This window comes from Enterococcus sp. DIV1758, assembly GCF_051711985.1.
Classification (GTDB): domain Bacteria; phylum Bacillota; class Bacilli; order Lactobacillales; family Enterococcaceae; genus Enterococcus; species Enterococcus faecalis.
Genome location: NZ_JBIOOA010000001.1, coordinates 406,243 through 420,455, shown reverse-complemented (window position 1 = coordinate 420,455; position 14,213 = coordinate 406,243). Strand labels below are relative to the sequence as shown.

The 14,213-nt window shown below is 38.3% G+C and carries 15 protein-coding genes; 3 read left to right on the top strand and 12 right to left on the bottom strand.

The annotated features are described in order from the left end of the window. Nucleotides 1-15 precede the first annotated feature (15 nt). Nucleotides 16-744: a YebC/PmpR family DNA-binding transcriptional regulator gene (locus tag IGJ52_RS02180; RefSeq protein ID WP_002361233.1), complete on the bottom strand. Its 729-nt coding sequence runs from the start codon at nucleotides 742-744 to the stop codon at nucleotides 16-18. Nucleotides 745-873: 129 nt separating this feature from the next. Further along, nucleotides 874-1,383: a VanZ family protein gene (locus tag IGJ52_RS02175; protein WP_002366143.1), complete on the bottom strand. Its 510-nt coding sequence runs from the start codon at nucleotides 1,381-1,383 to the stop codon at nucleotides 874-876. 127 nt (nucleotides 1,384-1,510) lie between these two features. On the opposite strand from IGJ52_RS02175, the gene IGJ52_RS02170 reads away from it, so the two are divergent. Then, on the top strand, nucleotides 1,511-3,337 hold the full coding sequence (locus IGJ52_RS02170) for a M3 family oligoendopeptidase (protein ID WP_016614127.1): 1,827 nt from the start codon (nucleotides 1,511-1,513) through the stop codon (nucleotides 3,335-3,337). A 24-nt stretch (nucleotides 3,338-3,361) separates the two neighbouring features. Here IGJ52_RS02170 and IGJ52_RS02165 read toward each other — a convergent pair whose 3' ends face one another. The 8 genes from IGJ52_RS02165 to IGJ52_RS02130 form a co-directional block, all read right to left on the bottom strand. After that, a complete protein-coding gene (locus IGJ52_RS02165; protein WP_002367982.1) occupies nucleotides 3,362-4,702 on the bottom strand; it encodes an MATE family efflux transporter in 1,341 nt (446 codons plus the stop codon). A gap of 174 nt (nucleotides 4,703-4,876) precedes the next feature. Further along, nucleotides 4,877-5,527, bottom strand: coding sequence for a uracil-DNA glycosylase (locus tag IGJ52_RS02160; RefSeq protein WP_002355481.1), 651 nt, complete (start codon nucleotides 5,525-5,527; stop codon nucleotides 4,877-4,879). 86 nt (nucleotides 5,528-5,613) lie between these two features. Beyond that, complete coding sequence (locus tag IGJ52_RS02155) at nucleotides 5,614-7,014, bottom strand: M24 family metallopeptidase (protein WP_438791860.1); 1,401 nt, start codon at nucleotides 7,012-7,014, stop codon at nucleotides 5,614-5,616. 12 nt (nucleotides 7,015-7,026) lie between these two features. Beyond that, a complete protein-coding gene (locus IGJ52_RS02150; RefSeq protein WP_002375902.1) occupies nucleotides 7,027-7,788 on the bottom strand; it encodes a DeoR/GlpR family DNA-binding transcription regulator in 762 nt (253 codons plus the stop codon). Between the two features lie 129 nt (nucleotides 7,789-7,917). Continuing rightward, nucleotides 7,918-8,763, bottom strand: coding sequence for a VOC family protein (locus tag IGJ52_RS02145; RefSeq protein WP_002355476.1), 846 nt, complete (start codon nucleotides 8,761-8,763; stop codon nucleotides 7,918-7,920). Nucleotides 8,764-8,805: 42 nt separating this feature from the next. After that, on the bottom strand, nucleotides 8,806-9,402 hold the full coding sequence (locus IGJ52_RS02140) for a nitroreductase family protein (protein ID WP_002355475.1): 597 nt from the start codon (nucleotides 9,400-9,402) through the stop codon (nucleotides 8,806-8,808). Nucleotides 9,403-9,572: 170 nt separating this feature from the next. Continuing rightward, nucleotides 9,573-10,508: a LacI family DNA-binding transcriptional regulator gene (locus IGJ52_RS02135; RefSeq protein WP_002361227.1), complete on the bottom strand. Its 936-nt coding sequence runs from the start codon at nucleotides 10,506-10,508 to the stop codon at nucleotides 9,573-9,575. Between the two features lie 4 nt (nucleotides 10,509-10,512). Continuing rightward, nucleotides 10,513-10,797 carry a hypothetical protein gene (locus tag IGJ52_RS02130; protein ID WP_438791859.1) on the bottom strand — a complete coding sequence of 95 codons (285 nt, stop codon included), beginning with the start codon at nucleotides 10,795-10,797 and terminating at the stop codon, nucleotides 10,513-10,515. A 115-nt stretch (nucleotides 10,798-10,912) separates the two neighbouring features. Here IGJ52_RS02130 and IGJ52_RS02125 point away from each other — a divergent pair, with 115 nt between their 5' ends. Together IGJ52_RS02125 and IGJ52_RS02120 are read left to right on the top strand one after the other, a co-directional pair. Continuing rightward, the gene (locus tag IGJ52_RS02125; protein ID WP_174120872.1) at nucleotides 10,913-11,248 is read left to right on the top strand and encodes a hypothetical protein; all 336 of its coding nucleotides are present in this window, start codon (nucleotides 10,913-10,915) and stop codon (nucleotides 11,246-11,248) included. Between the two features lie 182 nt (nucleotides 11,249-11,430). Beyond that, nucleotides 11,431-12,285 carry a M48 family metallopeptidase gene (locus tag IGJ52_RS02120; protein WP_002382951.1) on the top strand — a complete coding sequence of 285 codons (855 nt, stop codon included), beginning with the start codon at nucleotides 11,431-11,433 and terminating at the stop codon, nucleotides 12,283-12,285. 70 nt (nucleotides 12,286-12,355) lie between these two features. Here IGJ52_RS02120 and IGJ52_RS02115 read toward each other — a convergent pair whose 3' ends face one another. Both IGJ52_RS02115 and IGJ52_RS02110 read right to left on the bottom strand, forming a co-directional pair. Continuing rightward, complete coding sequence (locus tag IGJ52_RS02115) at nucleotides 12,356-13,369, bottom strand: lipoate--protein ligase (protein ID WP_002389569.1); 1,014 nt, start codon at nucleotides 13,367-13,369, stop codon at nucleotides 12,356-12,358. Nucleotides 13,370-13,556: 187 nt separating this feature from the next. Then, on the bottom strand, nucleotides 13,557-14,174 hold the full coding sequence (locus tag IGJ52_RS02110; protein ID WP_002382949.1) for a nitroreductase family protein: 618 nt from the start codon (nucleotides 14,172-14,174) through the stop codon (nucleotides 13,557-13,559). Nucleotides 14,175-14,213 lie beyond the last annotated feature (39 nt).

The window sequence follows — 14,213 nt, the reverse complement described above, 5'->3', positions numbered from 1 at the left end:
AAGCATCCCTTTATTTTATAGATTTTCTGCAGAGGTAAATACTTCTGACACATCATCATCGTCTTCTAACTTGTCAACCAAGCGCTCTAATTGCGCTTTTTGTTCATCGTTCAAGGTTAGTAAGGTTTGCGGAACCATTGTTAATTCAGCTTGTGCTAATGAATAACCTGCTTGTTCTAAAGCATCACGAACCGCTGTAAAATCTTCTGGTGCTGTGTAAATTTCAAATACTTCTGGTGATGTTTCTAAATCCTCGCCGCCTGCTTCCAAAACGACTTCTAGCATGTCGTCTTCCTCAATTGCATGATCTTCTCGCTTAATGACAATATAGCCTTTACGATCAAACATATAATTAACCGAACCCGTTTCACCTAAAGAGCCACCATTTCGAGTAAACGCGACGCGAACATTGGTGGCCGTTCGGTTGCGGTTATCTGTTAGTGCATGAACTAAAACTGCCACGCCACCTGGCCCGTATCCTTCATAAGTTACCTCGTCATAATGTTCCCCTTCACCAGCACTACTGGCTTTTTTTATGGCGCGAGCAATATTATCATTGGGCATATTGGCTGACTTAGCTTTATCGACTGCTAAACGTAAAGCAGGATTCATTGCGGGGTCAGGGCCACCTGCTTTTGCCGCCATATAGATTTCCCTTGAAACTTTTTGGAAAATTTTCCCACGTTTGGCATCTTGCGCATTTTTACGCCCTTGAATGTTGCTCCATTTGCTGTGTCCTGACATCCTTGATTCCTCCTGACTTTTCGTTACTATTCTCCTTTATTCTACTCTTCTTTTCAGTTAGGAACAAGCGCTACAAAAAAAGACCCTCGCTTACCCACCGTTCTGACGAATAAACGAAGCTCTTCTAAATTAGCGTCTTCTTTTTTTATTTTTCTTCAAACCATGAACCACCAAACAAATAACGATGGCTGTCAAAGCACCCATGGCATCCAACATAACATCTTGAAAAAGAGGGGTCCTTCCGCCTGTGATCATTTGATGAAATTCATCTAAACCTGCATAGCCAGTAGCAGCTAGCCAGGAAACAACAGCTGTTAAAAACAGGCCTTTGATCCTTGGCACTAATCCAATGAACCAACTACCACCTAATAGAAAATACGTACCAAAATGGGCTCCCTTACGAATAAAAAATTCAACAAATTTACTATAACCACTAGCTTGAATGCTCACTTCACTGCCAGCATATTGAAAAGAAATATTTTTTAATTGTTCTTCAAAAGGATGACTGCTCAGAAGTTTATCTAAAAGACCAACTTGTGATTGCTGTTCATATGTCTGTGATGAACTGAAAAATAAAATGGCCATAATAACAAACGCAATGACTAAATATAAATTGCTATCTTTCAAATAATTTTTCATATAATCCTCTTTTCTTGGTTTCAAGTTGCCCCGTGCCTGCCACGGAAAATTCTTTTTTATTATAGTCGGTTTCGAGGGAAAAAGAAACAACTTCTCTTAGGTCTTATGATATACTGAAAAGAAAAAAATGAAAGAAGGATTGGATATGACCTATTCTATTACATGGGATTTAGACAGTATTTTCCCCAATGGGAGCGAGTCCAAAGAACTTAGCCAACGAATGACTCAATTAACCGAACAAACAAAAGAGTATCATCAATTAATCACAGAATGGACACCAGAAAGTGCCCAAGGCAAAGAACAATTTGCTGAAATCTTAACGTTACAAGGGAAAATCTCAAATGGCTTTTCACAATGTAATAGTTTTTTAACTGCTTTAATATCTGCTAATACTAATGATACCAAGGCCAAAATTTTATCAGGCGATTTATACAATCTGTTGCCAGCGATTCAATTAGCTGAAACCATTTTTACTAAAAAAATCACCGAGATTTCAGCAGAACATTGGCAAGCCCTGTTAGCCGAAGAACCGTTTAAAACAATGGCTTTTCGCTTAAATGAATTACGCCGTGATGGAAAAAAACTGCTTTCCGAACAAGAAGAAAATATCATCAATACGCTTTCTCTAGATGGTTTAAATGCTTGGAGTACACATTACGATACGATTGTTGCTTCCATTGTGATTCCTTTTGAAGAAAAAGATGGCTCTGTGACAGAACTATCTGCAGGCCAAGCCTTTAACCGCATGATGGGAGATCCTGACAAAGAGGTTCGTCAACGTTTGTTTACAGCCTGGGAGAAAGCTTGGAGTAGCAAAGCTTCAATTTTAGCAGACACCCTAAATCACTTAGATGGGTTCCGTTTATCTGATTACAAATTGCATGGCACTACAGATTATTTAGAAAATCCCTTAAACTATAATCGAATGAGTCAAGAAACATTAACGGTTATGTGGGAAACCATCCAAAAAAATAAACAACCATTCGTCGACTTTCTAACGCGCAAAGCGCAATTATTCGGCAAAGAAAAAATGGATTGGCAAGACCAAGATGCACCAATTATTTTAGGTGATTTAGAAGAAAAAACGTATTCCTTTGATCAAGCCGCTGCCTTTATTTTAGAAAATTTCCGTAAATTCAGTCCGAAAATGGCTGATTTTGCCCAAATGGCTTTTGAAAAAAGTTGGATTGAAGCTGAAGATCGTCCAGGCAAACGTCCTGGGGGTTATTGTACAGAATTACCTGAAACACAAGAATCGCGGATTTTCATGACCTTTGGCAATTCAATCAACGAAGTAGCTACTTTAGCCCATGAATTAGGTCACGCTTTCCATAGTAGCGTGATGTGGGATTTACCTTCATTGAATCGAGAGTATGCCATGAACGTAGCAGAAACGGCTAGTACCTTTGCAGAATTGATTGTTGCTGACGCCACCTTAAAAGAGGCCAAATCAGACGTTGAAAAGATTAACCTTTTAGACACAAAAATGCAAAATGCCATTGCTATGTTTATGAACATTCATGCGCGTTTTATCTTTGAAAATAATTTTTATCAAGCGCGCCAAAAAGGTTTAGTAGCGGAAGAAGATATTACTGAATTAATGTTAGCGGCGCAAAAAGAAAGCTACAAAGATAGTCTTGGCAGTTATCATCCTCATTTCTGGGCGAGCAAATTGCACTTCTTTATTGATGATGTGCCTTTCTATAATTTCCCATATACTTTTGGCTATCTATTCAGCATGGGTATCTATGCGTATGCCAATCAACAAGGCAGCTCTTTTGAAGACCAATACATTGCGTTATTAAGAGACACTGCTTCGATGACAAGCGAAGAATTAGCGAAAAAACATTTAAATGTTGACTTAACAAAACCTGATTTCTGGCAAGCCGGCATTGATCAAGTCCTAAAAGATGTGGAACAATTCATGACTTTAACTGAAAACTATGTAAACTAAGCAAAAAAGAAGCAGTAACCAACATCAGGTTACTGCTTCTCTTTTTTTCAAATAGTTTCGATACGCAAGATAGCCCACAAGCATTAGTCCAAACGTAACAAATTCAACTACGGGCATAGCTAACCAAACACCGGTTAATCCTAGTAATTTCACCAAAATAAATAAAACTGGCACAATTAAAAAGAACCCACGCAAAGAGGAAATCATTAGCGCCATTTTCGGTTTACGAACTGCCGAAAAGTAATAAATCCCCATAAAATTCAATCCTGTAAACAAGAAGGAAATCGCATATAAGCGGATGGCTGTCCTAGCAATTTGCGCCAACTGGTCGTTCCCTTCGCTATTAAAGACCTCAATAATTTGTCCCGTAAACACTTGACTGATTAAAAAGAACAGGAAGCCGGCAACCAAATACGTAATAAAGCTAAGTTTAACAAATTTACGCAACACCTTCGTTTCCCCTAAACCATAGTATCGGCTGAGTAATGGTTGCGCCCCTTGCCCAATCCCTGTAAAAATGGCAATCACAATAATATTGAGATTGGCAACAATCGCATAAGCTGAAATCGCCACATGACCAACTAAGTTTAACAAAACAATATTAAATAAAAACATGACAAAGGCCGAAGAAAATTCATTTAAAAAGGAGGAAAAACCAATCGACATAATTTCTCGAACATCCTGAAATTTCACTTTAAACTTTTCAAAACGTAAAACTCGTTGCGGCGACCACTTATGCAACGTAATCAGGATTAAGCTTGTTAAAGGTGACATCACCGTTGCAATGGCCGCACCTGCCATGCCCCACCCAAATTGATAAATAAAGACATAATCCAAAATAATATTGACAATTCCCCCACTGACAAAAGCAATCGTTGCCAAACGAGGATTATGGTCATTTCTTAAAAAAGTAATCAGGCAATTGTTTAAAATAAATAATAATGAACAGCTAAGGTAAATCATATAATATTCCTTTGCCAAACCAAACAAGACACCGGTCCCCTGAAGTCCCCGAATAATTTGATCGGAAAAAATCAAGCTCGCTAAAGTAAAGAGACTCCCTATAACGAAAACTAACCCAATCGTTAAACTAAAATACTGATTGGCTTTTTTGATTTCTTTTTGCGCAACCGTGGTCGAAAACAACGTAGCGCCGCCAACGCCAAACATCCAACCTAATCCATTAATAATATTAACGAGTGGCAAGACAATGTTAAGCCCCGCCAACGCCTCGGTGCCGATTCCATTTGCAATGAAAAATGTGTCCGCCAAAATAAAAATTGATTGCGCCGCCATACTTAAAATTCCTAACAGAACATTTTTATAAAACAACGCAGTAAAATGGTTTTGCTGTGTTTGCTCCATACCCAAATCTCCTTCTAACAAAAAAAGGACTCATTCTTTTTGCTTCAAGGCTTACGCAAAAATCAGAATCCTTCAATTATTCAACCCAGCGATTAAATAATCTGTCTATTTATTGATACTTCTAGGGTAGCATTCTCTCTTCGAAAAAACAACCATCCTTTTATTTTTCTCATTTTAAACTTTCTTAAGCAGTTGCAGTTGTTTTTGAACCACTTGCCAATCTTCTTTCACGACTTCTTTTAAACGATAATTATAAAAGACAGCCGCTGGATGGAAGAGTGGAATGATTTGATAGGTTTTCTGCGTCCAATGATAGTTTTGTGATTGCTCATCAAATGTTTGAATGGGCGACTGAATGACCGTTCCGTGCACTGCAGTGATTGTTGGCTTTGGTCCTAAAAGTCGTTGCAACCCAATATTCCCCAGTGTCAAAATTAGTTCAGGTTGGCAAACAGCGATTTCCCAATCAAGCAAAGGCGCAAAAATTTTGATTTCTTCTTTGGTGGGCGTTCGATTAGGAAACTTGGTTACTCTTTCTCCCGTTTTTGCAATCTGCTTCGTTTTTACAGAAAAAGGCCGACTCCTAACCGCACTGGTGATATACACCGTTTCACGACTTAAGCCAACTTGTTGTAATTGTTCCATCAACAATTGACCTGAACGCCCTATAAATGGTACGTTTTCTTTAATTTCTTCTTTTCCAGGGGCTTCCCCAATCAGCATCACTTTTGGCTGTTGCGGACCTTGACCTTCCACAAAACCTTCTAATGGTAAGTCTTTCGCTTTAGCTAAAACTGCTTTTTTCAGATGTTCAGGATAGTGCATTACCATCACGCCTCTCTTCTGGTGTTCTTCCTTCGCTATATTGATTATAAATAAGGCCCAAAAGAAACTCAAAAAAAGGAGCCTATTCATTTAAGCGCTGGTTTTTCTACACACAAAGCTTTGTCTTTAGCTAAATAAAAAGACCGTAAGTAACCAACTAAATTAGACATTGGTAAAACCTCCGATGGTAAATCGATCTTTAATGTCTCCTTTAAATAGGCTCTGCGTGTCGCAATCCGTTGCCACATGTCTGGATAAGTTTGCCGAATCTCTTTTTGCAATGTTTCATCAGCCAAAGCCACACATTCTTCTGCACTCACCCCTGTATAACCAGGTACAGAAGGAATAATATCCACTTGAAAGAGCATGCCACTTTCCAAGCGAATGGCTGAATCTGGATAAATAGGCGACGACATCCATTCGTCATCCGAAACTAAATGCCCAGGATTCAAATGCCAGTGATAGATTTCTTTTGGTAACTGTTCTTCAATCGCTTGGTACATTTCTCGCCCTAACAGTCCGATTCGAATGGTTTCAAGCCAGTGAACGACAGCTTGAAAATAGGGTTTTGCTACGCGTTCTAAATAATCACGTTGCGCTTCTGGCAATTGCTGCTCGTTTTCAATAACAAAACCTGTTCGGCTAGACAAGCCGCCTTTGTAACCTGTAGTTAATGATAAGGCATCACCTAACTGAATTTCTTTGGCAGTCGGATACATGTTTGCATATTCAAAACGTTGTCCAGTTGCCGCAATGGTTACTACCGTCGGCGTTTGACCTTCATCATTTAACAAAGCCCCAATGTCCGTTTCACGCTGTCCTACTTCAATTGCATTTAAGGCCTTTAACATACTGCGAGAAGCCAAATTCGCCCCATATTCATAGTGCGCCAATTCGTTGGCATTATTTGTTGTGCGGGCCCCCTTTGCTCCAATCAATAAGTGGGTCCCATTTAGTAAACGAGCTTCTTTCGGCAGCGCTTTTTTCAGTGCTTCGACAATAAAATGTGGCACATCAAACATAGTAGCAGGTTCTTGCTGTTGTGTCGTAAACATTTTCCACCCAACGATACCTATTTTTTGAGCAGTTTCATCGAGAAGCGTTTCAAAAATCTGCGACAACTTTTGTTCCCCAGCCATTGGTTGATTCGGTAGTGAAAAAGCTGGATAATGAATTAAATCGGCTGAGATGCGGGCATGTTGGCACAGTTTTAAATTTTCATTGCCTAAAATAAGTGTCGCCGCACCATCCTTATTTAACACAAGGAGTCCTTCTTCAAACCTCGGAATAAAGCCAGTTAAGTATTCAAAATTACTGCCATGCTCTTTGTCTGCATAGAAAACCAATTGATCGAATTTTTCTGTTTCCATTCGTTGTAATACTTTCTGCTTGCGCGCCATCATCGTTTCATTCGTCAAATACGTTGGAAAAACATTCTCAAAAACAGTAGGTTCAGCAATATGTGTATAATTAATTTTTCGCTTCATTATTATCCTCCATTATTCATCTGCGACAATCAACGTTACGCCTGCTTGCGCTAACTGCTCACAGAATTTTTCATCAGGTCGTGTATCTGTCACTAAACAATCAATTTCTGTTAATTCGCAAATTTTAAATAAACCCGTTTTGTTTAATTTCGTTTGGTCGGCTAAGGCAATGACTTGTTTGCCTTGTTGAATCATTCGCCGTTTGACTTGACCTTCTTCTTCTGTGTGAATAAATAATCCTTGTTCAGATAACGCAAACACACCTAATAATGTATAGTCGGGGGCAAATTCCCCAACCTTAGCGACTGTTTCTGCCCCAAACAAAAAAAGTTGTTGTTTATGCAGTTGCCCAGGTAGTACTGTAATTTTTGTCTGATCCATTTGCGCTAGAAGTAGCGCATGACTGAGAGAGTTCGTGATCGCGTGAATCGGACTATTTTCCATCGCTCGAATAGCTGCTTCCACCGTGGTTGATGAATCAAAAAAAATGGACGCTTGTTTGGGAATATTTGCCCAAACTTTTTGGGCAATCGCTTGTTTTTTCTCTGGATGCTTCATTATTCGTTGAGCATAATCATAAATAGTTGCTTCAGACTGCACTGAGATAGCGCCACCGTGCGTTCTCTTTAAATGTCCTTCCTTTTCTAAACGAATTAAATCTCGTCGAATAGTATCTTTTGAAACGGAGACTTGCTCCGCTAACGCTTCCATGGAAATACTTTTTTGTTCATTCACTATTTTTTGAATCTTGGCTAAACGTTCTTCAATCAACATGCTTCCTCACCTCTTCTAAGTAAAGATAGCATCTTTTGCATTATTTTGCAAACAAATGCAAAATAATGCAAACAAGACAAAAAAAACTAGTCCTTCATTTTCTAACGAAGGGCTAGTTTGAGAGTGGTTTTAATAGGTAAATTGAATAATCATGCCGCTAGGATCTTCTAACGCAAGTAAATGATCTTTGGCAATAAAATGTAACTTTGCTTCTTCCGCATTGGCTTGGACGATCTCTAAATCTGCCGCAGTTGGTAAACGGAAGGTGTAATTTTCTAAGCCAAATTGATTTTCTTGAATCGTTGGCAGCTGTTTGCCGCTCCATGTATTTGTCCCAATATGATGATGATACTGACCCGCTGCAAAAAACTTCGCTTGTTGACCAAAGTTAGACTTTAAGCCAAACCCTAAGTTTTTATAGAACGTTTCAGTGGTATCTAAATCGGCCACTTTCAAATGAATGTGCCCAATTTTAGAACCTTCGGAAATTCCTAGCCAGTGACCGTCAGCTTCTGCAGCTAAACTATCACCGTCTAATTCTTCTGTCACACCGATAATTTCACCATTTGGACGAATATCCCAGACTTCTTCTGGTTTATCCCAATAAATTTCGATGCCATTATTTTCTGGATCACTTAAGTAAAGGGCTTCACTATAGCCATGATCTGCTGCGCCAATTTGCACATTTTCCTGCAAAAGCCACAGCAACATATTGCCTAAATCTTTGCGGGTTGGTAGCAGGAAAGCAATATGGTACAAGCCAGTGGTACCCTGATTTTCTTCCCCAGCTGTTAGTTCTTTTAAGACAAGAATTGCATCGTTGGTGCCTTGTGGCGCTAGCCAAGCACGTCCCTCTCCTTGTTTTAAAAGTTTTAAGCCAATTGTTTTCGTATAAAAGTTTACCATTTTATCTAAATCAGCCACTTTCAAAGTGACTTGTTGAATCCCAATATTACTTGGTAATGCTTGAACCATTTGCTTTCACTCCTTTCCTCTTCGTTTTACTAAAGCAATGATTTAGTTGAATTCTTTAAAACGAGCACTATCTTCCATGTATTCTTTTTCGCCAGCTGGCGCTTCAATGGAACCAATGACCATTTGTGCACGCAAATTCCAGTTTGCAGGAATTGACCATTCTGCAGCAACCGCTTCGTCAATGACTGGGTTGTAGTGTTGTAAGTTTGCGCCGATATTTTCTTGCGCTAAGGCAGTCCAAACGTTTGCTTGTGTTAAACCAGTTGCTTGTTCAGACCAAACAGGGAAGTTATCCGCATATAATGGGAAGCTATCTTGTAAGTTTTTCACGATATCTGTATCTTCAAAGAATAAAATTGTACCCGCACCAGCTGCAAAACCTTGTAATTTAGCTTGTGTGTTTGGAAATGCTTCTGCTGGAGTTAATGGTTTTAAGGCATCTTCAGTCATTGCCCATAATTTTTTGTGAGCATCGCCGAATAAGAACACAACACGTTGTGTTTGAGAGTTAAAAGCTGTTGGACTTTCTCTAACAACTTCTTTTACTAAAGCAGTTACTTCTTCTTTTGAAATTGGTAAGTTTTCTCCTAAAGCATAGATTGAACGACGGTTTTTCATCATTTCAGTAAATTTTGACATAATATGTTCATCCTTTCGAATTTCCTCAGTAAATTCATTTAATTTTGTTTACATGCTTACTATACTACCTTACTAAAAGTAAGTAAAGCTTTTTGTCTTACTTTTTGTAAGTTTTTTTATTTTTTAGTGAAAAACCTTATTCTACCAAAGAAAAAACAACCAGCTTTTTTCTAAGAAAAAGAAAAATCTGGTTGTCGATTAATAAATGTAGAAGTCAATTGAATCGTTTTCGGCCGTTTTTCTTGAAATAAGTGTGTGGCTTTTTCCCCTAACTCCATTAATGGATGACAGATTGTTGAAAAATTTAAAATTTCACTTAATAAAGTTTGTTCCTGTCCCACTAAAAAGAGTGGTCTTTCAATAACGGCTTGAATCCCTGCGGCAATTTCATCACCGTTGGTCACAACCGCTTGGAGCGTTGGATCTTGCCCACAGTGTCTTCCTACTTCACACCCATCTTCATAGGTTAAACAGTCCTTAAATAACCGATTTTCAGGAATCGCTCCATAAATTTCCTGATATGCGTCAACTAAATAGCGTGCGCTTGTACTTTTTTCTGGTGCACGGTTAATCGTAATTGCCACTTCACTACATCCTTGTTGTTTCAACGCTTGGAAGACCCGCCGATAAACGGTTAAACGATCAATATAGATACTAGCATAACTAGGGTCTTCTATTTTTTCACAAAAAACAACTTGCTCTTTATACGGAGCAAACACACTTAAAGGATTTGCCTTTGATAAAACAATCATGCCATCAAACGCACCCGTGGCCATTTTTTCCAAGTAACTTTTTTCAACTTCTTTATCATAATCCGTTGGTAATAAACTGACCATCATCCCTTGTTGAAATGCTTGGTGGATAATCCCACTTAAAATAGCATCAAAATAAGGTTGATTCGTGTAAGGAACCATGACACCTAATGTATTACTTTTCCCAAAGCTAAGATTTCTCGCTAATATATTGGGCTTATAGCCCAACTCATCGATAATTGCTTGGATTTTCAGTCGTTTTTCTTCAGAAACATAAGGATGATGATTAATCACACGCGAAACAGTCGTAACTGAAGATCCTGAAAGGCGCGCAATTTCTCGAATTGTTGTCATACTTTCACCTCATTACTTTACAAAATTGAGTTAAATAAGGCACAATCCCTGTCCCGTAATCAACAAAACGATAAAAGGTCTCCTTCCAAGCAAAAGAAATTTCCTGAATATCCTCCTGCTGTGTCAAGTGCCACTCCGTTATCTGATGGTACGGAATTTCTTGATGCCAAATCTTATAGTATTTTTTGGGACTATCTAACTGCAGACTTTTGGCCGTCGTAGTCACCGAGACAAAATAGTAATCCATACCAAGTCTATCGCTTATCTCCACTATAACATTCATTTTCATGCCCTCCAATATTTTGATACACCTAGCTTACCTTATGAAACGCGTACCAGAGCAAGAGGAAAAATAAAAAAAAGTGAGACCATGTTATACTAGATGTATCATATAAAAGCAAAGGATGAGTGCAATGGAAACTGTTACAGTAGCAACAAAAAGCGACTTACTAACGAATTTGAACAAGCAAACAGATGAAATCATTATCTCGGGGGCACTTGCACAAGAAATTTACCACTTAAAAAAACAACAATTAACCGAAACGGAAGAAATTGGCTTTTTAGTGGGCAGCCAAGGTGCTGGCTCATTTTTAACCTATTTAATCGAGAAGTTATCCTATATAAATTCGGAGCTATCGCCAGAAGAACAAAAAATTGAACATGCGATTTTTCGTTTGTATGTTATTAAAAAATTAACTCCAGAAACTACTTTATTACGTCTAAAACAGTTAGATTATTAAAATTTTATTTAATCAAGATAGACCAATTCCTCGCGTACAACGAGTCCCTTTCATTAATCACTTGATATAATTGCCTTTATTCAAGTTCCCACCTTTGTCATTATCGATTAACCAATGGTATATTAGAAGTAACAGATAAGTCATTTTATTTGAAAAAGTGTTTGGGAAATGTTTGGGGAGGAATGTTTATGTGTCAACCGCAGGAAAAAAAGAAAGAAATTTCCGTTGCTAAGTTACGTTATCGTTTTGAAGTACCAATGATTATCATTGGTTTTGTTTTATTGTTTTTCGCATTGGGGTTAGTTGCCTTATTAATATTGAGTGATTTGCCGATTCCTGACTGGTTATTAATTGTCTTAATTGCACCAATTGCGCCAGTCATTGCTTTTTTTACCATTCGTTATATGTACATGGACACTGCTTCTAACGGAGTGGAAATTACAGAAAATCAATTACCAGAAATTTATTCCTTGTATATTGATTTAGCAAAAGAAATGGGCTTTGGCACTAAAAAATTAAGGATGCCACGTCTTTATTTAATCAACGGGAATGGTGTCTTAAACGCTTTTGCGGCAAAATGCTCTTTACACAGACGCTATGTTGTCATTCACAGTGATTTGTTGGATATCGCGTACAATACAGGCGATTTTTCGCTGATTCGCTTTATTTTGGCACACGAGCTAGGACACCATAAATGTGGACACACTAATTTATGGCGGCTAATGTTATCCATTATTTTGAAACCAGTTGCGTTAGATAAAAGTTTTACAAGAACGCAAGAATATACCGCTGATCGCGCAGGTTTATACTACGCCGAAGAAGGTGCTTTAAGCATGATTTATTTATTTTCAGGAAAATACATGGGCAGTCGTGTGGATTTAGAAGAATACTTTCACAGTATTGATTTACATGATGATACCATCTGGCTTAAATTGAGTAACTTCTTATCCGATCATCCTGTTGGCTTTCGTCGAATGCAAACATTGAAAAAAGCCAAAGATACTGGCAATTGGGACGTTCATGGGAAATTTTTCTAGCAAGAGCCAACCATCATTAAATAAACGTGCTGGGACAAAAGATTCTTTAACTTTTGTCCCAGCACGTTTATTAATCCACCAATAAATGAACAAATTCTTCTTTGGTGATATTTACAAAGTAGTCTTCAAAGTTAAACGCTGCTAATGCTTGCCAAATTGATGAATACTGATAGTCCACACCTAATAAAGCTGCAACGATTTCCGCTGTTTCTTTTTTGGCAAAGTAATCACCATAAATCGTTAACTCAATTATTTTACCTTTTTCAACAGTCAAACGTGCATCCACGATGCCGCCTTTAAACTTTTCTTCTTTTTTGATCGTAAATTTAGGCGCTTCACCAAAAATCCAAGCTTCATTGCCATACACTTCAGCGACCAATTTCCTAATTTCCTGTTGATCTGCTTTGGTTAGGACATATTCTTTCTCCGCAATTTCAGTTAGAGATTCGACATCAAAGAGCTCCATCAGTAAACGATTGCGAAATTCCTCAATGGTTAATTGTTGATATTTTTCGTCTAAGTACGGCCGTAAATTGGTTACGCGTCCCCGAACAGATTTTGTCCCTTTTGATTCAATTTTTTTCTTAGAAACAGTTAAGACACGTTGAACTTCTGCCAAATCAACATCATACATCAAGGTACCATGAGTATACATCTTCCCCTTTTTTGTATACATGGCATTGCCAGAAAATTTTTTCCCATCAATTAATAAATCATTGCGACCGCTAATCTCGGCCCCCGTTGCGCCCATTTTATGTAATGCTTCAATAATGGGTTTAGTGAACGCTTTAAAATCCCCAAAAGCTTGATGTCCTTCCTGAACAACAAAACTAAAGCTGACATTCCCAAGATCATCATAAACAGCACCACCGCCCGATAAACGGCGAGTAATAACGATTCCCTTCTCTCTAGCATAAGCTAAGTCAATTTCTTCATAAGCATTTTGATTTCGGCCTAAAATAACACAGGGTTCCTGAATATAGAACAACACTAAGGGCTCTTCAAAAGAGAGAGTGTTTAATAGATAATCTTCCGTTGCTAAATTTTCACGAATATCTCGTGACTGCATTATGACATAACGCATAAGGTCGCCCCACTTCTTTTTCTTCTAGTGTATCACTTTCTTTCAAAATTGGTTCACTAAACGTCTTCTCTGGCCATTCTCAAAAGCGGATGATCAACAAAAAAACGAACGTGGGACAACAATCACTTTGGATGTTTGTTCCACGCTCAAAATCTAATAAACAGCAATTACAGAACTGTTTAGCTTTTTAGTCTAACCAAGTTACTACTTCTGAAACATCTCGTCGGACTGTTTCAAAGCCGGGTGTTTGAGCTTTGCCAATCGGAATAATCAGTCCGTTCACTAAATGATCCTCAATATTAAATAACTTGCGAACCACTTCTGTTTCAAAACCAGACATCGCCACAGTATCATAGCCTCGATCTTTTGCAGAAAGCATCAGCTGCATTGCAACTAAGCCTTGGTCTAACATTAGCCACTCTCTTTTTTGTTCTTCGCTAACATCATAGTACCAAGAAACATTTTCATTAATTCCTTGACGAATTTCTTCCGTCATCGTTCCTTGTGCGACAGCTTTAGCACTGATTTCATCTGCATTGGCCACTGTATAAGCAGTCAAATCACCTAATAAAATAATCACCGCCGCTGCCTCTTTAACTGCTGGTTGTTGCATCGAAACTTCGTAAAGGGCCTCTTTTTGTTCTTTTTCTGTGACAATTAAAAAACGCCATGAATTTAAATTGGTACTATTTGGCGCGAACATCGCTTCCTCAATTATAGCCATTAATTCCTCTTTAGGAATCTCAACATCTGGCATAAAATCCCGAACTGAGCGGCGGCTGCGAACAACATCTTGATACATCATATTTCTTCTTCCTTCCTCTTACCTTACTTGACATAGTTA

Excerpts from the sequence above, each read along its gene's own strand:
- IGJ52_RS02180 (WP_002361233.1), bottom strand. The coding sequence starts at position 744 with ATGTCAGGACACAGCAAATGGAGCAACATTCAAGGGCGTAAAAATGCG.
- IGJ52_RS02175 (WP_002366143.1), bottom strand. The coding sequence starts at position 1,383 with ATGAAAAATTATTTGAAAGATAGCAATTTATATTTAGTCATTGCGTTT.
- IGJ52_RS02170 (WP_016614127.1), top strand. The coding sequence starts at position 1,511 with ATGAAAGAAGGATTGGATATGACCTATTCTATTACATGGGATTTAGAC.
- IGJ52_RS02165 (WP_002367982.1), bottom strand. The coding sequence starts at position 4,702 with ATGGAGCAAACACAGCAAAACCATTTTACTGCGTTGTTTTATAAAAAT.
- IGJ52_RS02160 (WP_002355481.1), bottom strand. The coding sequence starts at position 5,527 with ATGCACTATCCTGAACATCTGAAAAAAGCAGTTTTAGCTAAAGCGAAA.
- IGJ52_RS02155 (WP_438791860.1), bottom strand. The coding sequence starts at position 7,014 with ATGAAGCGAAAAATTAATTATACACATATTGCTGAACCTACTGTTTTT.
- IGJ52_RS02150 (WP_002375902.1), bottom strand. The coding sequence starts at position 7,788 with ATGTTGATTGAAGAACGTTTAGCCAAGATTCAAAAAATAGTGAATGAA.
- IGJ52_RS02145 (WP_002355476.1), bottom strand. The coding sequence starts at position 8,763 with ATGGTTCAAGCATTACCAAGTAATATTGGGATTCAACAAGTCACTTTG.
- IGJ52_RS02140 (WP_002355475.1), bottom strand. The coding sequence starts at position 9,402 with ATGTCAAAATTTACTGAAATGATGAAAAACCGTCGTTCAATCTATGCT.
- IGJ52_RS02135 (WP_002361227.1), bottom strand. The coding sequence starts at position 10,508 with ATGACAACAATTCGAGAAATTGCGCGCCTTTCAGGATCTTCAGTTACG.
- IGJ52_RS02130 (WP_438791859.1), bottom strand. The coding sequence starts at position 10,797 with ATGAAAATGAATGTTATAGTGGAGATAAGCGATAGACTTGGTATGGAT.
- IGJ52_RS02125 (WP_174120872.1), top strand. The coding sequence starts at position 10,913 with ATGAGTGCAATGGAAACTGTTACAGTAGCAACAAAAAGCGACTTACTA.
- IGJ52_RS02120 (WP_002382951.1), top strand. The coding sequence starts at position 11,431 with ATGTTTATGTGTCAACCGCAGGAAAAAAAGAAAGAAATTTCCGTTGCT.
- IGJ52_RS02115 (WP_002389569.1), bottom strand. The coding sequence starts at position 13,369 with ATGCGTTATGTCATAATGCAGTCACGAGATATTCGTGAAAATTTAGCA.
- IGJ52_RS02110 (WP_002382949.1), bottom strand. The coding sequence starts at position 14,174 with ATGATGTATCAAGATGTTGTTCGCAGCCGCCGCTCAGTTCGGGATTTT.